Source organism: Streptomyces sp. NPDC048361, from assembly GCF_040651795.1.
Taxonomy (GTDB): Bacteria; Actinomycetota; Actinomycetes; order Streptomycetales; family Streptomycetaceae; genus Streptomyces.
The window spans coordinates 64323-82925 of sequence record NZ_JBEZKW010000014.1; the positions used below are offsets into that span (position 1 = coordinate 64323).

At 71.5% G+C, this 18603-nt stretch carries 16 protein-coding genes; 6 read left to right on the forward strand and 10 right to left on the reverse strand.

All coding sequences use genetic code 11. The features are described from left to right. Positions 1–141 precede the first annotated feature (141 nt). The gene (locus AB0D31_RS10660; protein WP_362719922.1) at positions 142–1152 is read left to right on the forward strand and encodes a polyprenyl synthetase family protein; all 1011 of its coding nucleotides are present in this window, start codon (positions 142–144) and stop codon (positions 1150–1152) included. Positions 1153–1160: 8 nt separating this feature from the next. On the opposite strand, the gene AB0D31_RS10665 is transcribed toward AB0D31_RS10660, so the two are convergent. Continuing rightward, a complete protein-coding gene (locus tag AB0D31_RS10665) occupies positions 1161–1715 on the reverse strand; it encodes a hypothetical protein (protein ID WP_362719925.1) in 555 nt (184 codons plus the stop codon). Positions 1716–2032: 317 nt separating this feature from the next. On the opposite strand from AB0D31_RS10665, the gene AB0D31_RS10670 reads away from it, so the two are divergent. From AB0D31_RS10670 to AB0D31_RS10685, 4 genes are all read left to right on the forward strand, one after another. Beyond that, the gene (locus AB0D31_RS10670) at positions 2033–3289 is read left to right on the forward strand and encodes a DUF2092 domain-containing protein (protein WP_362719928.1); all 1257 of its coding nucleotides are present in this window, start codon (positions 2033–2035) and stop codon (positions 3287–3289) included. A gap of 96 nt (positions 3290–3385) precedes the next feature. Beyond that, positions 3386–4369, forward strand: coding sequence for an ABC transporter ATP-binding protein (locus tag AB0D31_RS10675; RefSeq protein ID WP_362719931.1), 984 nt, complete (start codon positions 3386–3388; stop codon positions 4367–4369). Next, positions 4356–5261, forward strand: a complete 906-nt coding sequence (locus AB0D31_RS10680; RefSeq protein WP_362719934.1) for an ABC transporter permease — start codon at positions 4356–4358, stop codon at positions 5259–5261. The genes AB0D31_RS10675 and AB0D31_RS10680 overlap by 14 nt, the downstream gene beginning before the upstream one ends. Positions 5262–5405: 144 nt before the next feature. After that, positions 5406–6011 (forward strand): TetR/AcrR family transcriptional regulator, encoded by a 606-nt coding sequence (locus tag AB0D31_RS10685; protein WP_362719936.1) that lies wholly within the window; start codon positions 5406–5408, stop codon positions 6009–6011. On the opposite strand, the gene AB0D31_RS10690 is transcribed toward AB0D31_RS10685, so the two are convergent. From AB0D31_RS10690 to AB0D31_RS10705, 4 genes are all read right to left on the reverse strand, one after another. After that, positions 5977–6555 carry an NAD(P)H-dependent oxidoreductase gene (locus AB0D31_RS10690; RefSeq protein ID WP_362719939.1) on the reverse strand — a complete coding sequence of 193 codons (579 nt, stop codon included), beginning with the start codon at positions 6553–6555 and terminating at the stop codon, positions 5977–5979. The genes AB0D31_RS10685 and AB0D31_RS10690 overlap by 35 nt on opposite strands. Positions 6556–6721: 166 nt before the next feature. Beyond that, positions 6722–8401 (reverse strand): ABC-F family ATP-binding cassette domain-containing protein, encoded by a 1680-nt coding sequence (locus AB0D31_RS10695; RefSeq protein WP_362719942.1) that lies wholly within the window; start codon positions 8399–8401, stop codon positions 6722–6724. A 290-nt stretch (positions 8402–8691) separates the two neighbouring features. Continuing rightward, the gene (gene rarD, locus AB0D31_RS10700; protein ID WP_362719945.1) at positions 8692–9711 is read right to left on the reverse strand and encodes an EamA family transporter RarD; all 1020 of its coding nucleotides are present in this window, start codon (positions 9709–9711) and stop codon (positions 8692–8694) included. 180 nt (positions 9712–9891) lie between these two features. Beyond that, positions 9892–10749 (reverse strand): SDR family oxidoreductase, encoded by an 858-nt coding sequence (locus AB0D31_RS10705; protein WP_362719948.1) that lies wholly within the window; start codon positions 10747–10749, stop codon positions 9892–9894. A 138-nt stretch (positions 10750–10887) separates the two neighbouring features. On the opposite strand from AB0D31_RS10705, the gene AB0D31_RS10710 reads away from it, so the two are divergent. Next, positions 10888–11289, forward strand: coding sequence for a helix-turn-helix domain-containing protein (locus AB0D31_RS10710; protein WP_362720094.1), 402 nt, complete (start codon positions 10888–10890; stop codon positions 11287–11289). Positions 11290–11364: 75 nt separating this feature from the next. Here AB0D31_RS10710 and AB0D31_RS10715 read toward each other — a convergent pair whose 3' ends face one another. From AB0D31_RS10715 to AB0D31_RS10735, 5 genes are all read right to left on the reverse strand, one after another. Next, positions 11365–12429: a 2-oxoacid:ferredoxin oxidoreductase subunit beta gene (locus AB0D31_RS10715; RefSeq protein WP_362719951.1), complete on the reverse strand. Its 1065-nt coding sequence runs from the start codon at positions 12427–12429 to the stop codon at positions 11365–11367. After that, entirely contained in the window at positions 12422–14359 is a 1938-nt protein-coding gene (locus AB0D31_RS10720; protein WP_362719954.1) for a 2-oxoacid:acceptor oxidoreductase subunit alpha, read from the reverse strand. The genes AB0D31_RS10715 and AB0D31_RS10720 overlap by 8 nt, the downstream gene beginning before the upstream one ends. Positions 14360–14688: 329 nt before the next feature. Continuing rightward, the gene (locus AB0D31_RS10725; RefSeq protein ID WP_323177927.1) at positions 14689–15348 is read right to left on the reverse strand and encodes a response regulator transcription factor; all 660 of its coding nucleotides are present in this window, start codon (positions 15346–15348) and stop codon (positions 14689–14691) included. A 254-nt stretch (positions 15349–15602) separates the two neighbouring features. Then, entirely contained in the window at positions 15603–16928 is a 1326-nt protein-coding gene (locus AB0D31_RS10730; protein ID WP_362720097.1) for a sensor domain-containing protein, read from the reverse strand. Between the two features lie 377 nt (positions 16929–17305). Continuing rightward, positions 17306–18529 (reverse strand): sensor domain-containing protein, encoded by a 1224-nt coding sequence (locus AB0D31_RS10735; protein WP_362719957.1) that lies wholly within the window; start codon positions 18527–18529, stop codon positions 17306–17308. Positions 18530–18603: the final 74 nt, after the last annotated feature.

The following is an 18603-nucleotide window of genomic DNA, read 5'->3' on the forward strand; positions in this document are numbered from 1 at the left end:
TACCGGGGTGCAGGGGACTGTGCGCGGGCGGTGACGGGAAGGCGCCCATGGTGATCGAACAGCGACCCGATACGCTGACTTGAGTGAAGGCAGCGACACATCGACAATCCGTGTGATCGTCAGCAGACAGGAGTACCCCTCGTGACCGTCGTCGGGCCGTTCGGGCTGAGCGTGCGGGACCAGGCACTTGAAGCCGATGTCCAGACCGGATTGGCAGCTGTCGAGGCGGGGCTGCTCGATGCCACCAAGAGCGAGGTCCCGTTCATCACGGAGGCCGCGCAACACCTCGTCCGCGCAGGTGGCAAGAGGTTCCGTCCGTTGATCGTGATGCTGGCCGCCCAGTTCGGCGATCCGTACGCGCCGGGCGTCGTGCCGTCGGCCGTCGTCGTCGAGCTCACCCATCTCGCGACGCTGTACCACGACGACGTGATGGACGAGGCCGATGTGCGGCGCGGCGTGGACAGCGCCAACACGCGCTGGGGGAACTCCGTCGCGGTCCTCACGGGTGATTTTCTCTTCGCACGCGCGTCGCACATCCTGGCGGACCTCGGCCCGGAGGCCGTACGCATTCAGGCCGAGGCTTTCGAACGGCTCGTCACGGGACAGATCCTGGAGACCGCGGGCCCCCGCGACGGGCGCGATCCGGTCGACCACTACCTCGACGTGCTGGCCGGCAAGACCGGCTCGCTCGTCGCCGTCTCCGGGCGGTTCGGCGCGATGATGTCCGGCGCCGACGAGTCGGTCGTCGACATCCTCACGCAGTACGGCGAGCGCCTGGGCACCGCCTTCCAGCTCGCCGACGACGTCCTGGACATCGCGAGCGACTCCCACGAGTCCGGCAAGACCCCGGGCACCGACCTGCGCGAGGGCATCCCCACGCTGCCGGTCCTGCACCTGCGGGCGCGCGCCGCCAAGGACGGCCTCCCCGAGGACCTGGAGCTCGTGGCGCTGCTCGACGGCGACCTCAGCGACGACGCCCGGCACGCCGAGGCGCTGCGCCGGTTGCGCGTCCACCCGGCCCTTGAGCAGGCGCGCAGGGACACCGTGCGGTACGCGCAGGAGGCGAGGGCCACCCTCGCGCCGCTGCCCTCGGGGTACGCGAAGTCCGCGCTCGAAGAGCTCTGCGACGCGGTCGTGCACCGCGCCGGCTGATCAGTGGATCAGTATCCGGAGCCGCCTCCCGGAGTGTCGGTACCAGTACCGGCGCTGGTCGCGGCCTTCGCGCCGGTCGGCGTGGCCGCGAACCAGATGCCGCCCACGCCCTGGCCGTACGCCTCGTGCGGGGCATCGTCCTTGGCGTACCGGTAGAGCGGCCATCCGGCGAGGGTCAGCTGCTTGCTGCCGTCGGCGCGGGTGACCGTGGAGACCAGGGACTTGTCGATGTTCTTCACGTTGACGCTGCCCGTCGCGAGGGCGGGCGGCCACTGGGTGGCGCAGGTGCCGTAGCAGTTCGACTTGGGCACGGGCTTCGCGGTGTCCTTGTCGAAGCGGTAGAGCACGAACCCCTTGCCGTCGACGACGACCGTGCCGACCTTGTCGACCTTCGCGGTGGACAGGCTCCCGGCGGTCGGCCGGGCCGGGGCGGACGTGCTCGGTCCGGTCCCCGAGGGGGTGGGGGTGGAACTGGTGCCGCTGCTGCCGCAGGCGCCGAGGGTGAGGGCGAGAACGAACGTCCCCGCGGCGGCGCCCACGGCGTAGCGTTGGGTCCTGAGCATGGCGATCCTCCTTCGAAGTGTCGCTGGCTCTCACCCCCGGGTACGGATCCGAGCGGCCCGGTACTCATGCCGAACCGGGGAATTCCGGGCATGTTGCACGGATGGGTGACGGGGTACCCCTACGGGGGAGGGCCCCGAGGCACCGCATTCCGTCATCCCAGAGAGGTACGACGCTTGCTCCTGGGGGCTGACGCGTCGGGCCCCGCATTTTGGTCGAATGGATATCACCACTCCTGACCAATTCGGGTGAGAATGGCGGCGCGGGGTGGAACTGAGCACGACGGACGGACGCCGCCGACCACGGAGGTAGGGCACACATGGCACCGAACGACAGCGCACAGGCCACCGACGAGGGCCAGGAGCCCGGTGTGGGGCGCCGGAAGGCGGCGCGCTACATCGTCCCGGTCGCGGTAGCGGGCGTGGCGGCCGCGACCATCGGACTGGTCCCGGCACTCGCCGCGGCCGGTGACCCCGGTCTGCCGAAGATCAGCGCGCAGCAGCTCATCGAGAAGATGGCCGCGTCGGACACCCAGCAGCTCTCCGGCACGGTGAAGATCAGCACCGACCTGGGCCTGCCCGGCGGTCTGGACAGCCTCGGCTCGTTCGCCCCGAAGGGCGGCGGCTCGGCCACGTCGGCCGCACCCCAGGACAAGCTCACCGAACTCGCCTCCGGCACCCACACCCTGCGCGTCGCGGCCGACGGCCCCGACCGCCAGAAGGTGTCGGTCCTGGAGGACGCGGCCGAGTACAGCCTGATCCACAACGGCGACGACGTCTGGGCGTACGACAGCGGCTCCAACCAGGCCTACCACGCGCAGCACTCCGCGGCCGACGAGGCCAAGGCGCACGGCGGCAAGACGGAGGGCAAGGACGGCAAGACGGACGGCGGCAAGACGCCGGACGCGGGCGTTCCGACGACGCCGAAGGCGCTCGCCGACCAGTTCCTGAAGAACGTCGACCCGACCACGGCGGTCTCGGTCGACGGCACGGTTCAGGTGGCCGGGCACGACGCGTACCAGCTCGTGATCAAGCCGAAGCAGTCCGGTTCGACGATCGGGTCGGTGCGCATAGCCGTCGACGCCAAGACGGGCGTGCCGCTGAAGTTCACGCTCTCGTCGAGCGCGGGCGGCAAGGCCGTGGTCGATGCGGGCTTCACCAAGGTCGACTTCTCGAAGCCGTCCGCGAGCACCTTCAGTTTCACCCCGCCCAAGGGCGCGAAGGTCACCGAGGACGACGGCAAGCAGAAGCAGACCTTCAAGCCCGAGCAGAGCCTGCCCGGCGGGTTCGGCGGCCTGGGCGACGGCAAGAACTCCAAGGTGATCGGCGAGGGCTGGACCGCCATCGCCACGTTCGACACCGGCGGCAAGGGCATGCCCAAGGCGGAGCAGGGCAAGGGCGGCCAGGACACCCAGAAGTTCCTCGACTCGCTCGGCGAGAAGGCGTCCGGCTCGTTCGGCACGGGCACGGTCTTCAAGACCCGCCTGGTCAACGCCCTGATCACGGACAACGGCAAGGTGTACGTGGGTGCGGTGACCAAGGACGCGTTGATCGCGGCGGCCAACTCCAACAAGTAGACCGACGGGGGAGGGGGCGGCCGGTTCCCTCCCCCGACCTGACGCCGCCCCTTCGGGGGCTCGGGGGCTCGGCCTCCGGTTCGGAAAGGGGTGCGGGTGGGGAACAACCCGGCGGCCATCGAGACGCGGGTGGGCAACAGTTCGGCGGCCATCGAGACGCGGGGCCTGAGCAAGCGGTTCCGCGGCGGTCAGCCGGCCGTGGACGGCCTCGACCTCACCGTGCCCCGCGGCAGCGTCTTCGGCTTCCTCGGCCCCAACGGCTCCGGCAAGACCACCACCATCCGCATGCTCATGGGCCTCATCGAGCCGACCTCCGGCACCGCGCGGGTCCTGGAGAGCCCCATGCCGGGCGCGGCCCGCACCGTACTGCCGCGGGTCGGCGCTCTCATCGAGGGGCCGGCTCTCTACCCCTTCCTGTCGGGCCGCGACAACCTGCTGCGCTACGACGCGGCCGACCCCACCGCCGACCCGCGCACCCGCGCCGCCCGGGTGGGAGACGCCCTCGACCGGGTGGGTCTCACGGTGGCGGCGGGCAAGAAGGCGCGGGCGTACTCCCTGGGCATGAAGCAGCGCCTCGGCCTGGCGGCCGCGCTGCTCCAGCGCAGGGAGCTGCTCGTCCTGGACGAGCCGACCAACGGACTCGACCCGCAGGGGATGCGGGAAATCCGTTCCCTCATCAGGGAGTTGGCGGGCGACGGGACGACCGTCTTCCTCTCCTCGCACCTCCTCGACGAGATCGAGCAGGTCTGTTCGCACGCCGCGGTGATGAACCAGGGCCGGCTCGTCGTCCAGGGCGAGGTGGCCGAGCTCGCGGCGAACGCGCGGGGGCGGCTCGCGGTGACCACCCCGGACACCGGCGCGGCGGCCCGCCTCCTCAAGGAGCACGGGATCGCCGATGTGATGGTGGCCGGCGAGGATCGCGTGATGGCTGAACTACCGGGCGACGACGTGGAGTTGGCGGATCTCAACGCCGAGCTCGTCCGGGCCGGGGTGCGGGTGCGCGGGTTCACGGCCGAGCGGGCCTCGCTGGAGGACGCGTTCGTCGCACTGACCGGGGAGGGCTTCGATGTCGCGGGCTGAGGCCATGGGCGTGGCGGACCGGGGGCCGGGCACGGCGCCCGCGCGAAAGCCCAGCGTCCTGTGGTCGCTCGGTCTCTTCCGCTCCGAGATCGTCACCGTGCTGCGGCGCCGGCGCACGCTCGCGCTGCTCGCGGTGCTCGCCGCGGTACCCGTGCTCATCGGCATCGCGGTGCGGATCGAGACGGGCGACGGCTCGGGAGGCGGCGGCAGGGGTGGCGACGGTCCTGCGTTCATCACGCAGATCACCAACAACGGGCTCTTCCTGGTCTTCGCGGCGCTCGCGGCCACCCTGCCGGTCTTCCTGCCGATGGCGGTGGGCGTGGTGGCGGGGGACGCGGTGGCCGGCGAGGCCGGCGCGGGCACCCTGCGCTATCTGCTCGTCGCGCCCGCGGGCCGCACCCGGCTGCTGCTCGCCAAGTACGCCTCGGTGCTCGTGTTCTGTCTGACGGCGACGCTGGTGGTGGCGGCGTCCGCGCTCGCGGTCGGCGCGCTGCTCTTCCCGCTCGGCGACGTCACGACGATCTCCGGGACGCAGATCTCCTTCGCGGACGGGCTGCTGCGGGCGGCGGCGGTCGCCGGGGTGGTCGCGGTCTCGCTCTCCGGGATGGCCGCGCTAGGCCTGTTCGTCTCGACGCTGACCAACAGCGGGATCGCGGCGATGGCCACGACCGTCGGGCTGTTGATCACGGTTCAGATCCTGGGTCAGATACCCCAGTTGCACGCGATAGGGCCGTATCTGTTCCCGCACTACTGGCTGTCCTTCGCGGATGTACTGCGCGAGCCCGTCTACTGGGACCAGCTGGTGAAGAACTTCGAACTCCAGGCGCTGTACATCGCGGTTTTCGGTTCTGCGGCGTGGGCACGCTTCACCACGAAGGACATCACGGCGTGAGGGCGGCGAAGGCGGGAAGCGGCACGGTCGCGTCGAGCCCACCCCCGTGACGGCTCGACACGACACGTTCCGTTTCCCGTGTCATTGTTCGATCCGCGCGTTCTCGTGTCAATCCGGTTCCCGGGCTGCTCGTAGAGTGAGGGCATGATCACCCCGTCCGAGTCCGCCCCGAACTCACGGCGGCGCAGTGAGAGGTCGCGTCGCGCGACGCTGGCGGCCGCGCTCGACCTGTGCACGGAGAACGGCTACGGCAAGGTCACCATCGAGGCCATCGCTGGGCGCGCAGGGGTGAGCAAGAAGACGATCTACCGGTGGTGGCCGACGAAGGGCGCGGTCCTGCTGGACGCGGTGACCGAACTCGTGGTCAGTGACACGCCGTTCCCCGACACCGGCGACATCGACGTCGATCTCTGCACCCATATAGCCAGCCTGGTGCACCTGTTCAGCGCGCCGGTCGCGGGCCCCGCGTACACCGGGATCCTCTCCGAGGTGCTGCACGACGAGCGGCTGGCCAGGACGGTCAACGAGCAGTTCGTCATCCCCCGCGTCGCGCTGGTCTACGCACGGATGCGCCGCGCCCAGGAGCAGGGCCAGCTGCCCCCGGACGCGGATCTGCCGATGGCCGTCGAATTGCTCTACGGCCCGCTCTACTACCGCCATGCGCTGCGCCGCCCGCTCCCTACGGAGGAGCGGGTGGAGGCGATGGTGGCCCATGTCATGCGGGCGTTGCGGGCCCCGGCGTCGAGCTGAAGAACGTCTTGGCGCGGGCGGCGGCGCCCAAGTCGCCCTCGATGTCGCCGGGTTCGGTGCCGGTGCCGAGGAGTACGCCGCCCCAGCACATGTTCATGTACGCGGCCGAGCGCCGCAGCGCGCCCACCAGGGGGTCGGCCGCGGAGTGGTCGTCCCCGGCGAGCGTGGTCACTCCCCACAGGGTGCGCCCCGCCATGCGCTGCTTGAAGTCGAGCTCGGGGCGGCTGAGCCAGTTCACCCAGTGGTCGAGGTAGTGCTTGACCGGGGTCGAGACGCTGTACCAGTACAGCGGCGAGGCGATCACCAAATCGGTCGCGGCCAGTGTGGCGTCCAGGAGCGCCGCCGCGTCACCGGTGGGCGCGGGCGGCGGTACGCGGCCCTCGGTGTGGCGTGGGTCGCGGAACGGCGGGAGTTCGAGGTCGGCGAGGTTCAGCCAGCGGGCGGTGTCACCGGTCGCCAGCTGCTCGGCTGCCTGCCGGGCGAGCGCCTCGGTATTGCCGCCACCTCGGGTGCTGCCCAATAGGAAAAGGAAGTCGCGAGTCATGGTCCCCTCCATCCGTGGCCCGGGCCGGTCGGGGCCCGGGAGAAGCATGCGCATGCAGTATATGCACACGCATGCGTCTCGGGTGCCGGGTGCCGGGTCTCGGGTCTCGTTGCAGGTCTCGGGTGGCGGGTTTCGGGTGGCGGGTCTCGGGTGTCTTCGAGTGGGGTCAGCTCACCGGGGCTCCCGCGCGGAGCTCCAGGCGGTCGCCGGCGAACGATGACTGGAAGCGGTCGTCGTGCGAGACCACGACGATCGCCCCCGCGTAGTGGGCCAGGGCCTCTTCCAACTCCTCGATCAGCGCGAGGGATACGTGGTTGGTCGGCTCGTCCAGTACGAGGAGGTCGGCGGGGCGGGCCACCAGGCGGGCCAGTTCGAGCCGCCGCCGCTGGCCGACGGAGAGTTGCGCGACCGGCACCGTCAGGTCCTCCTCCCGGAACAGGCCGAGGGCGAGCAGCTCCTCGGCGTACTCCTCGGGGAGGCCGGGGCGTCCCGCGGCGTAGGCGGTGAGCGCGGGGGTGCGGTCTGGGTGGCGGATTTGGGGAGGGGGCGGGTTGAGGGTTGGGGAAGCGCCGGTTGGCGTGTGTCCCAACTCCTGTGCCAAATAGGCGATGTGACGGCTCGTTCGGTGGACCGTACCCGTGTCGGGGGTGAGGTCGCCGGCCAGGACCCGGAGCAAGGTGGTCTTGCCGGCTCCGTTGGGGCCGGAGACCAGCAGGCGCTGACCCGGCTTGACGGCCAGGCCCGGCACATCGAGCCGGGCGCCCACCTTCACGCCCGTCAGCTCGACGAGCGGGCCCTCGGGGACGGGCGCCGCCGTGGCGAGGCGGGCCTGGAAACGCAGCGGCTGCGGTGGGGCCGCCACCGGCGCGCGCTCCAGCTGCTCCAGGCGCGTCCTGGCCGCCCTGACCTGCCCGGACAGCTTCGCCTCCGAGGAACGGCGGTGCTTGCCGAAGCCCTGGCCGGGGTCCTTGCCGCTGGCTGCGAGCCGCCGGCCCGCGGCCTCGACCAGGCCGCGGGTGCGGGCCAGTTCCTCGGCCCACTCCTGGTGCGCCAGCTCGCGGGCGCGGCGAGCCGCGGCCCGCGCGGTGCGGTACCCGGCCCAGCCGTCGCCGTACCGGACGACGGTCCGCAGGTCCCGGTCCACCTCCAGGATCGTCGTGGAGACGCGTTCGAGGAAAACGCGGTCGTGCGTGACCACGACCAACGTGCCGCGGTGGGCGCGCAGTTGCCCGGCCAGCCAGTCGACGGCCGCGCGGTCGAGGTGGTTGGTCGGCTCGTCGAGCAGCAGCAGCTCGGGGGCGGCCGCCAGTACGCAGGCCAGCGCCAGGCGGGACTGCTCGCCGCCGGAGAGCGAGCCGAGTGTGCGGTCGCGGGTCACGTGGGCGAGGCCGAGCGCGTGCATCGCGGCCTCGGTGCGGGTGTCGGCGCGGTAGCCGTCGCGTTCCTCGTACGCGCTCAACAGGTTGCCGTACGCGATGAGTTGAGCTTCGGTCGCGTCCGCGAGGTGGGCTTCCGCCGCGCGGATGTCCGCTTCGAGGGTGCGGAGCTCGGCAAGGGCGAGGTCCACGGCGTCCTGGACGGTGCGGTCGGGGGCGAGGGCGAGGGTCTGGGTGAGGTGGCCGGTGCCGCCCGGGAAGACGGCGGTGACCTCGCCGCTGTCGGGCTGCTCGGCGCGGGCGAGCAGGCGCAGCACGGTCGACTTGCCGGACCCGTTCTCGCCGATGACGGCGGCCTTCTCGCCGGGGCGGACCGTGAACGACACGTCGTCGAGGACGGTGCGGTCGCCGTAGCTCTTGCTGACGTTGCTGAGGGTCAGCTGGGACGGGTGATGGGCGCGTGAGCGCATGGGGGGTCCCCTGGGGTACTCGATACGGGCTTCTTCTTGCGGGCTCCGGGCGTCGGGCAGCGGGGTTCGCTGCGGCGCGGGGGTGTCAGCGGAAGAAGTAGTACGAGTACGTGGGCATGGGGAGAGCGTAGTGGGGCGGGGTGCGGGTGTCGCGGGGTTTTCCCGGGCCGCCCGGGCGTGGGGGCACGTTCTCCCACCCTCCACGCACGGGCCGCACCCGAAAGCCGACCCTTCGATGGGCGCGAGCAACCCCGCACGGCCCGCGCCCGAAAGCCGGCCCGGCGTCGCCGTCAGGGTGCCGGTGCCGGGGGGTTCCGCGGGATGGAGGGCGGCTCCGCCGCGAGGGTCGACGGGGTGAGCAGGGAGCGCGACCCCGCCGTGCCCGGCGCGTTGGCGACCGCTGCCGCGAGGGCCCTGCGCGAGAGACGGGCGGTGTGCAGGGCGTCCCAGGTCAGAAGGGTCAGGGCCAGCCACACCAGGGCGAAGCCCGCCCAGCGTTCCGGCGGCATCTCCTCGTGGAAGTAGACGATGCCGAGCAGGAGTTGGAAGACGGGCGCCAGGTACTGGAGCAGGCCGAGCGTCGAGAGCGGCACCCGGATCGCCGCGCCGCCGAAGCAGATCAGCGGGATCGCGGTCACCACACCCGTCGCCGCGAGCAGCACCGCGTGACCGGCGCCCTCGCCCGCGAAGGTGGAGCGGCCCTGGCCGCTCAGCCACAGCAGAAAGCCGAGGGCGGGCAGGAACTGCACGGCGGTCTCGGCGGCCAGCGATTCCAGCCCGCCGAGATTCACCTGCTTCTTCACCAGGCCGTACGTCGCGAAGGAGAACGCCAGCGTGAGCGAGATCCACGGCGGCTGCCCATAGCCCACCGTCAGGACCACGACGGCCGCCACACCGATCCCGACCGCCGCCCACTGGGCCCGCCGCAGCCGCTCCTTGAGGATCAGCACCCCCATCGCGATGGTGACGAGCGGATTGATGAAGTAGCCGAGCGACGCCTCCACCACATGGCCGGAGTTGACCGACCAGATGTAGACGCCCCAGTTGACGGTGATCACGACGGCGGCGACGGCTATCAGCGCCAGCTTGCGCGGTGTGCGCACCAGCTCGCCGATCCACGCCCAGCGGCGCAGCGCGATCAGGACGACGGCCACGAGGGCGAGCGACCACACCATGCGGTGGGCCAGGATCTCCAGCGCGTCGGCCGGCTTCAGGAGCGGCCAGAACAGGGGGACCAGGCCCCACATCCCGTACGCGCCGATCCCGTACAGCAGACCGGCCCGCTGTTGTCCCGCTGGTTCCTCGGCCATGGGCCCTCCCTGTGCGCGCGCTCGACCCGCTGAAGGTAGCGCCGAACAGGGAGCGGTGTCATGTCCGTACCGCGATACGGTCCTGACCCGCCCGGGATGGCCGGTGCCGCGTCATGTGCGTACCGCGATACCGCTCTGACGTGTCCGGGCCGGGATGGCCGGAGGAGGCGGCAGGAGCGCCTACGACGCGAGTGCCGTGCGGACCGACGTGGCCATCGGGGTGGTGGGACGGCCGATCAGGCGGGCGAGGTCGCCCGGGGTCGCGGACAGCCGGCCGCGCTCTATGGCGAGGTCGACGTCTGCCAGGAGCTCCGCGACGGCGGTCGGCACGCCCGCGCCGGTGAGTACGGCGACGTGGGCCTCGGGGGTGACCGAGGTGTGGACGACCTCCTTGCCCGACGCGGCGGCGGCCTCGGCCGCGTACTCGGCGAAGGACCAGGCCACGTCGCCACTCAGCTCGTAGGCCCGGCCCAGGTGGCCGTCCCCGGTCAGCACCGTCGCCGCCGCGGCCGCGTAGTCCGCGCGGGCCGCCGAGGCGACTCGGCCCTCACCCGCGTTGGAGACGACCGCTCCATGGGCGAGGACCGGGGCGAGGTTGGCCGTGTAGTTCTCGGTGTACCAGCCGTTGCGCAGGAAGGTGTAGGGCAGGCCCGATGCGAGGATCAGCCGCTCGGTCGCCTTGTGCTCGTCGGCCAGCGCGAAGTCCGCCTCCGGGCCGCCCAGGATCCCTGTGTAGGCGAGCTGCGCCACGCCCGCGGTCTTCGCCGCCTCGATCGCCGCGGTGTGCTGCGGCACCCGCCGGCCGACCTCGCTGCCCGAGATCAGCAGGACCCGGTCGCCGGACCGGAAGGCGTCGGCCAGGGTGGCGGGCTCGCTGTAGTCGGCCACCCGCAGCTCCACACCCCGCTCGGCGAGCCCGGCCGCCTTCGCCTTGTCGCGTACGACGGCGACGATTTCGCTCGCCGGCACCCGGGCGAGCAGCTCCTCGACGACGAGGGTGCCCAGGGCTCCGGTGGCTCCGGTGATGACGATGCTCATGGTGATCTCCTTGAGGGGTTACCGCTTTCTCTCCACCGTACGGTTAGTGCTAACTTCTAGTAAGTACCCACCTTGAAGTAAGGTACTGCTGTGGGAGTTAGTAAGCGGACGAGCGGTGACAGGGACCGGCGCGAGGAGATGTGTCCGCACCGGCTCGTCCTGGAGCATGTGACCAGCCGGTGGGGCGTCCTGGTCCTCGACGCGCTCCTGGAGCGCTCCTACCGCTTCAGCGAACTGCGCCGCGAGATCAGCACGGTGAGCGCGCCCACCAAGGTCAGCGAGAAGATGCTTGCCCAGACCTTGCAGACGCTGGAGCGCGACGGCTTCGTACACCGGGACGCCAAGCCGGTCATCCCGCCCCGCGTCGACTACTCGCTCACCCCGCTCGGCCGTGAGGCCGCCGAGCAGGTGCGGGCGCTGGCGCGCTGGACCGGGGTGCGGATGAAGGACGTGCAGCGGGCGAGGGCCGACTATGACGCGGCCCGGGAGACGGCGCCGCTGGAGATCCGCGCAGCCGTGTCACCGCGCGCATCCGAGTAGACGCAGACGCACGGATGCCCGGCCCGGGGTCCGTGCGGACTCCCCGGCCGGGCACCCGGCGCTCATGCCACTGGATCAGCCGACGACGGTCCAGGTGTCCTTGCCCGCGAGCAGCGCGCCCAGGTCGCCCTTGCCGTTCTGCTCGATGGCCGTGTCGAGCTGGTCGGCCATGAGGGTGTCGTAGACCGGCCGCTCCACGGAGCGGAAGACACCGATCGGCGTGTGGTGCAGGGTGTCCGGGTCGGCGAGGCGGGACAGCGCGAACGCCGTGGTCGGCGACGCGTTGTGCGCGTCGTGGACCAGGATGTCGGCCTCGTTCTCCGGCGTGACCGGGACGACCTTGAGGTCTCCGGTGGCCGGGTCGCGGACCACGCCCTTGGCGGCGTCGGCGCCGAAGCGGATCGGCTGACCGTGCTCCAGGCGGATCACGGCCTCCTCCGCCTGGTCCTTGTCCTTGAGGACCTCGAAGGCGCCGTCGTTGAAGATGTTGCAGTTCTGGTAGATCTCCACCAGTGCGGTGCCCGGGTGCTCGGCGGCCTGGCGCAGCACCTCGGTGAGGTGCTTGCGGTCGGAGTCGACGGTGCGCGCGACGAACGACGCCTCCGCGCCGATCGCCAGCGACACCGGGTTGAACGGGGAGTCCAGCGACCCCATCGGCGTCGACTTGGTGATCTTGCCGACCTCGGAGGTCGGGGAGTACTGGCCCTTGGTCAGACCGTAGATCCGGTTGTTGAAGAGCAGGATCTTCAGGTTGACGTTGCGGCGCAGCGCGTGGATGAGGTGGTTGCCGCCGATGGAGAGCGCGTCGCCGTCACCGGTGACCACCCACACGCTCAGGTCCCGCCGCGAGGAGGCGAGGCCGGTCGCGATCGCCGGGGCGCGGCCGTGGATGGAGTGCATGCCGTACGTGTTCATGTAGTACGGGAAGCGGGACGAGCAGCCGATGCCGGAGACGAAGACGATGTTCTCCTTGGCCAGGCCGAGCTCGGGCATGAAGCCCTGCACGGCGGCCAGGACCGCGTAGTCGCCGCAGCCGGGGCACCAGCGCACTTCCTGGTCGGACTTGAAGTCCTTCATGGACTGCTTGCCCTCGGCCCGGGGGACCAGGTGCAGGAGCTCGTTGCGGTGAGCGTCAGGCATGGATGGCCTCCTTGAGCACGGTGGCGAGCTGCTCCGCCTTGAACGGCATGCCGTTGACCTGGTTGTAGGGCTGCGCGTCAACCAGGTACTTGGCGCGGATCAGGGTGGCGAGCTGACCGAGGTTCATCTCCGGCACGACGACCTTGTCGTAGCGGGCCAGGATCTCGCCGAGGTTCTTCGGGAACGGGTTGATGTGCCGCAGATGGGCCTGGGCGATGGGCTCGCCCTGGGCGCGCAGCCGGCGCACGGCGGCGGTGATCGGGCCGTAGGTGGAGCCCCAGCCGAGCACGAGGGTGCGGGCGCCGTCCGGGTCGTCGACCGTCAGGGCGGGCACCTCAATGCCGTCGATCTTGGCCTGGCGGACCCGGACCATGAAGTCGTGGTTGGCCGGGTCGTAGGAGATGTTGCCCGTGCCGTCCTGCTTCTCGATGCCGCCGATGCGGTGTTCGAGCCCCGGCGTGCCCGGGACCGCCCAGGGGCGGGCCAGCGTCTGCGGGTCGCGCTTGTAGGGCCAGAACACCTCGGTGCCGTCGGCCAGGGTGTGGTTCGGGCCGGCCGCGAACTGCACGCGCAGGTCCGGGAGTTCATCGGTCTCCGGGATCCGCCACGGCTCGGAGCCGTTGGCCAGGTAACCGTCCGAGAGCAGGAAGACCGGGGTGCGGTAGGTCAGCGCGATGCGCGCCGCGTCCATCGCCGCGTCGAAACAGTCGGCGGGCGTCTTCGGCGCCACGATCGGCACAGGAGCCTCGCCGTTGCGGCCGTACATGGCCTGCAACAGGTCGGCCTGCTCGGTCTTGGTCGGCAGGCCCGTGGAGGGGCCGCCGCGCTGGATGTCGACGACGAGCAGCGGCAGTTCGAGCGAGACGGCCAGGCCGATCGCCTCGGACTTCAGGGCCACACCCGGGCCCGAGGTGGTGGTGACGGCGAGCGAACCGCCGAACGCGGCACCCAGGGCGGCGCCGATGCCGGCGATCTCGTCCTCCGCCTGGAAGGTGCGCACACCGAAGTTCTTGTGGCGGGAGAGCTCGTGCAGGATGTCGGAGGCCGGCGTGATCGGGTACGAGCCCAGGTAGAGCGGCAGGTCCGCCTGCTGCCCCGCCGCGATCAGACCGTACGAGAGGGCCAGGTTGCCCGAGATGTTGCGGTAGGTGCCGGCCGGGAAGGCGGTGGTGGCGGGCGCGACCTCGTAGGAGACCGCGAAGTCCTCGGTGGTCTCGCCGAAGTTCCAGCCGGCGCGGAACGCGGCCACGTTGGCCTCGGCGATCGCCGGCTTCTTCGCGAACTTGGCCCGCAGGAACTTCTCCGTGCCCTCCGTGGGCCGGTGGTACATCCACGACAGCAGACCGAGGGCGAACATGTTCTTCGAGCGCTCGGCCTCCTTGCGGGAGAGCCCGAACTCCTTGAGCGCCTCGACCGTCAGCGTCGTCAACGGCACCGGGTGCACGTTGTACGCCGCGAGCGAGCCGTCCTCAAGGGGCGAGGTGTCGTAGCCGACCTTGGCCATCGCGCGCTTGGCGAACTCGTCCGTGTTCACGATGATGTCGGCGCCGCGCGGCACATCCGCCAGGTTCGCCTTCAGCGCCGCCGGGTTCATCGCCACCAGCACGTTCGGCGCGTCGCCCGGCGTGAGGATGTCGTGGTCGGCGAAGTGGAGCTGGAAGCTGGAGACGCCCGGCAGCGTTCCGGCAGGTGCCCGGATCTCGGCCGGGAAGTTGGGCAGCGTCGACAAGTCGTTGCCGAACGACGCCGTCTCCGAAGTGAACCGGTCGCCGGTGAGCTGCATGCCGTCGCCCGAGTCACCCGCGAAGCGGATGATGACGCGGTCGAGACGCCGGACTTCCTTGTCACCGGCTGGCCTGCGCTGCTCCCCGACGAGGGGCTCTTCGGCTCCGTCGGCCTGCTCGGCTGGGCTACTGACCTGGCTGGTCACTGAACTGGACCTCCCTCGGGCGGCTGCTCGGGCGCTTCCGGCCGACCGGTAGCGCCAAGGCCCACCCTACGTCGGTAAGGGTGGCCTTCCCTGGACCGCTCACATCTTGGACGCTCTTTTGAGACGCCTCACTGCCCTGAACTGCCACGCTCTGCTCGCCCCCGGACCCCTCTGCTCGGACGCCCGGGAACCCCCCTGGGTTGCTCAAGGAGCCTGCCGGGCCGCGCCGCGCCGGGGGCCCCCGCGAAGGGTGACCCGATCCGGCCCGGTGACCGACTTTCGCCCCCGGCGGCAGGGTCCCGCTCGATCCCCGACAGGGCGGCGGGCCGTCATGAGTTGATGTACGTCAGGACCGCCAGGACCCGCCGGTGGTCCCCGACGCTCGGCGAGAGCCCCAGCTTCAGGAAGATGTTGCTGACGTGCTTCTCGACGGCGCCGTCGCTGACGACCAGCTGTTTGGCGATCGCGGAGTTGGTGCGGCCCTCCGCCATCAGGCCGAGCACCTCCCGCTCACGCGGCGTCAGATGGGCCAGCACGTCCTGCTTGCGGCTGCGCCCCAGGAGCTGCGCCACCACCTCGGGGTCGAGTGCGGTGCCGCCCCGGGCGACCCGCACCACGGCCTCGACGAACTCCCGCACGTCGGCGACGCGGTCCTTCAGGAGATAGCCGACGCCCCGGCTCGACCCGGCGAGCAGCTCGGTCGCGTACTGCTCCTCCACGTACTGGCTGAGCACCAGCACCCCGATCCCCGGGTACCGCGCGCGCAGCAGCACCGCGGCGCGTACGCCTTCGTCGGTGTGGGTCGGCGGCATCCGTACGTCCGCCACCACCACGTCGGGCGGTGTGCCCGCGTCCGCCAGCTCGCCCACTGTTTTGACCAGCGCGTCCCCGTCGCCCACTCCCGCGACGACGTCATGCCCCCGGTCGGTCAGCAGCCGGGTCAGGCCCTCCCTGAGCAGCACCGAATCCTCGGCGATGACCACCCGCACCCTGTCCTCCACGACTTTGCAGCCCCCCGTGCTCCGTTGCCTCGTCCGGGCGGGCTCCCTCGGGGCCCGCCCCGCGGCTCTGTGCGAGCCATGGCGTTGTGCCCACCCAGCATCCCAGCATCCGGCCAAGAATCCGCCCCCGCCAGGCAAAAACCCCCGGCCCCGTGTTTGGGGCCGGAGGTCGCCGTCAGAGGGAGGGGTGGTGCCGGAGCCTTGCGTCCGGATCGGGCCGGGCTCGATCCGGACGAGGGACCCTAGGCCCGCCAGGGCAGCTCCGCGGTGATCGTGGTCGGGCCGCCGCGCGGCGAGTCGACGGCCAGGATGCCGTCCACCGCGTCGAGCCGCTCGGCGAGCCCCGCGAGGCCCGAACCCGCCGAGGCGTCGGCGCCGCCGCGCCCGTTGTCACCGACCTGGAGCATCAGCCGGTCACCGGCGCGCCACACGTCGACGGTGGCCCGGCTCGCGCCGCTGTGCTTGCTGATGTTCTGGAGCAGCTCGGAGACGGTGTAGTAGGCGATGCCCTCGATCGCCGGGACCGGCCGGGCCGGCAGGTCCACCTCGACCTGCACGGGGACCGTGCAGCGGGAGGCGACGGAGGAGAGGGCCGCGTCCAGACCGCGGTCGGTGAGGACCGCGGGGTGAATACCGCGGGCCAGGTCGCGCAGCTCCTGGAGGGCGACCTTCACCTCGCCGTGCGCTTCGTCGACCATGACGGCCGCCGCCTGCGGGTCCTCCGTCAGCTTCTCCTTTGCCAGACCCAGATCCATGGCGAGCGCCACAAGGCGGGCCTGGGCGCCGTCGTGCAGATCCCGCTCGATGCGTCGCAGGTCGGCGGCCGTGGCGTCCACCACGACACCGCGGTCCGATTCCAGCTCGCTCACCCGCTCCTCCAGGCGGGACGGGCCCAGCAGACCGACCACGAGGACCTTGTCCATCGCCGCCAGGGCCCGGATCAGCCACGGCACGATGAGCGTGATCACCAAGCCGACCAGCGCGGTCAGGGCGACCGTGGCGGGGGTGTCCAGGTACACGTTGTGCGGTTCGCCGCCGTAGATCTGGATGCCGTTCTGGTTGGTGTACGTCGGGAACACCCACTGCCACAGCGGGTACGACAGCAGCGTCCAGCCGACCGTCCACGTCGTGACCGACGTGACGAAGGCGAACAGCGCCCACGGGAAGTGCACGACCGAGTAGAGCAGGTGGCGCCAGGAGACCCCGCTCTTGAGGACCCCGCCGACCCACGCCATGACGCCGCCGCGCGCCCGCACCGACCGCGGCTCGGCGATCTCCACCCCGAGCAGCGCCCGCGCCCGGGCCCGCTCCACCACCCCGAGCGCGCGGCAGCCCAGCAGGCTCACCGCCATCAGGGGGATGCCGACGAAGGTGATCAGGAGCCCGGCGCTCATCGACACCATGGTGACGGCCCAGCAGAACAGCACGATGCTGATCGGCAGGCTGAGCAGGAGGTAACCGAACTCGCGGAACGTCCGCCCCTCGAACGGGGCGCGCAGCACCGGCGGGAGGAAGTGGCGACGCGGCTCCCGGGAGTGTGCCCCGCCGTACCCGTACTCCGTCTCCATGGTCATCGGTCCTGTCCCCGTCCCTCATCCGTGATGCGGCCGCCGTGGTGACCGCGGCCCCTCTTGACCACCAGCTTCTCGCCCCGCGCCGCCTGCGGCCATGGAGCCGGTCACCCTCTTCGGCCGGGGGTTTTCCCTACCCCGGCCGAACCCGCGCCCCGAAATGGCGAGCCCGCGCGCCCCCAAAGGCCGGGCCCACGCGCTGAAGGCCGGGCCCACGCGCCCCAAAGGCCGGGCCCACGCGCTGAAGGCCGGGCCCACGCGCCCCAATGGCCGGGCCCACGCGCTGAAGGCCGGGCCCACGCGCTGAAGGGCAGCCCCACGCGCAGAAGGGCGGGGCCGGTGCTCCGGCTCCGCCCCTCGCCAACGCACCCGGGTCAGTCCTTCGGGCCCCGGTCGCGCCACGGCAGTTCGGCCGTGACCACGGTCGGGCCGCCGGCCGGCGAGTCGAGGACGAGCAGTCCGTCCACCGCCCCGAGCCGCTCCGAGAGCCCCGCCATCCCGCTGCCGCCGTCGAGCCGCGCACCGCCCACCCCGTCGTCCTCGACCTGGATGAGCAGCCGCTCGGCACTGCGCCACACCTCGACGGAGGCGGCCCGCGCCCCGCTGTGCTTGCTGACGTTCTGGAGCAGTTCGGAGACCGTGAAGTAGGCGATGCCCTCGATGGCCGGGGCGGGCCTGGCCGGCAGGTCGACCGTGACCTTGACCGGGACCGTGCAGCGGGAGGCGATGGAGGAGAGGGCCGCGTCCAGACCGCGGTCGGTGAGGACCGCGGGGTGAATACCGCGGGCCAGATCGCGCAGCTCCTGGAGCGCCAGCTTCACCTCGCCGTGCGCCTCGCCGACCATCAGGGCCGCCGCGTCCGGGTCTTCGAGCAGCTTCTCCTTCGCGAGCCCGAGACCCATGGCGAGCGCCACAAGGCGGGCCTGGGCGCCGTCGTGCAGATCCCGCTCGATGCGGCGCAGGTCGGCCGCGGCCGTGTCGACGACGACACCCCGGTCGGACTCCAGCTCCGCGATCCGCCGCTCCAGGCTGTCGGAGGGGGAGAGCAGGGCCCGCACCATCATCCGGTCGACGTTGGCGAGCCCGCGGGTGATGAAGCCGAGCACCGGCCACGCCACGATCAGTGAGACCAGCGTCACGGTGAAGGTGAGGATGCCCCAGGGCAGCCGCACGAACTCGTACAGCACGTTGCGCCACGCCACCGGGTCGCGCAGGCTCGTCCACAGCCAGGGAAAGAACCCGCCGTGCCGGCTCGGGCCCGCCGGGATCGGCGTCGGCTCCTCGACCCGCACCCCGAGCAGGCCCCTCGCCCTCGCCCGTTCCGCCTTGCCCAGCTGACGTGCGCCGAGCAGCCCCGCCGCGAGCAGCGGAAGACCGATCACGGTGACCGAAAGACCGAGCCCCAGCACGACCATCACGACGACGTAGACGAAACCGAAGATCGCCATAGGCAGGTCGGCGAGGAGATGCACGACCTCCTTCCAGGTGTGCTGGTCGTAGGCGAACCGCACCACGGGCGGAACGGCCGTCTTGTCGCCGACGGGGCCGCCTGCGGGGTGTGCTGCGTACCGTTGCGGTTCGCGGAGGGTCCTGGTCATGGTCCCCAGAGTGCCGGGCCGCGATGGGCGGCGCCATGGGGTGCCGCACCCTCTTGTACGGGGGAAAACCCCAC

Excerpts from the sequence above, each read along its gene's own strand:
- AB0D31_RS10665 (WP_362719925.1), bottom strand. The coding sequence starts at position 1,715 with ATGCTCAGGACCCAACGCTACGCCGTGGGCGCCGCCGCGGGGACGTTC.
- AB0D31_RS10670 (WP_362719928.1), top strand. The coding sequence starts at position 2,033 with ATGGCACCGAACGACAGCGCACAGGCCACCGACGAGGGCCAGGAGCCC.
- AB0D31_RS10680 (WP_362719934.1), top strand. The coding sequence starts at position 4,356 with ATGTCGCGGGCTGAGGCCATGGGCGTGGCGGACCGGGGGCCGGGCACG.
- AB0D31_RS10685 (WP_362719936.1), top strand. The coding sequence starts at position 5,406 with ATGATCACCCCGTCCGAGTCCGCCCCGAACTCACGGCGGCGCAGTGAG.
- AB0D31_RS10690 (WP_362719939.1), bottom strand. The coding sequence starts at position 6,555 with ATGACTCGCGACTTCCTTTTCCTATTGGGCAGCACCCGAGGTGGCGGC.
- AB0D31_RS10695 (WP_362719942.1), bottom strand. The coding sequence starts at position 8,401 with ATGCGCTCACGCGCCCATCACCCGTCCCAGCTGACCCTCAGCAACGTC.
- rarD (WP_362719945.1), bottom strand. The coding sequence starts at position 9,711 with ATGGCCGAGGAACCAGCGGGACAACAGCGGGCCGGTCTGCTGTACGGG.
- AB0D31_RS10705 (WP_362719948.1), bottom strand. The coding sequence starts at position 10,749 with ATGAGCATCGTCATCACCGGAGCCACCGGAGCCCTGGGCACCCTCGTC.
- AB0D31_RS10710 (WP_362720094.1), top strand. The coding sequence starts at position 10,888 with ATGTGTCCGCACCGGCTCGTCCTGGAGCATGTGACCAGCCGGTGGGGC.
- AB0D31_RS10715 (WP_362719951.1), bottom strand. The coding sequence starts at position 12,429 with ATGCCTGACGCTCACCGCAACGAGCTCCTGCACCTGGTCCCCCGGGCC.
- AB0D31_RS10730 (WP_362720097.1), bottom strand. The coding sequence starts at position 16,928 with ATGGAGACGGAGTACGGGTACGGCGGGGCACACTCCCGGGAGCCGCGT.
- AB0D31_RS10735 (WP_362719957.1), bottom strand. The coding sequence starts at position 18,529 with ATGACCAGGACCCTCCGCGAACCGCAACGGTACGCAGCACACCCCGCA.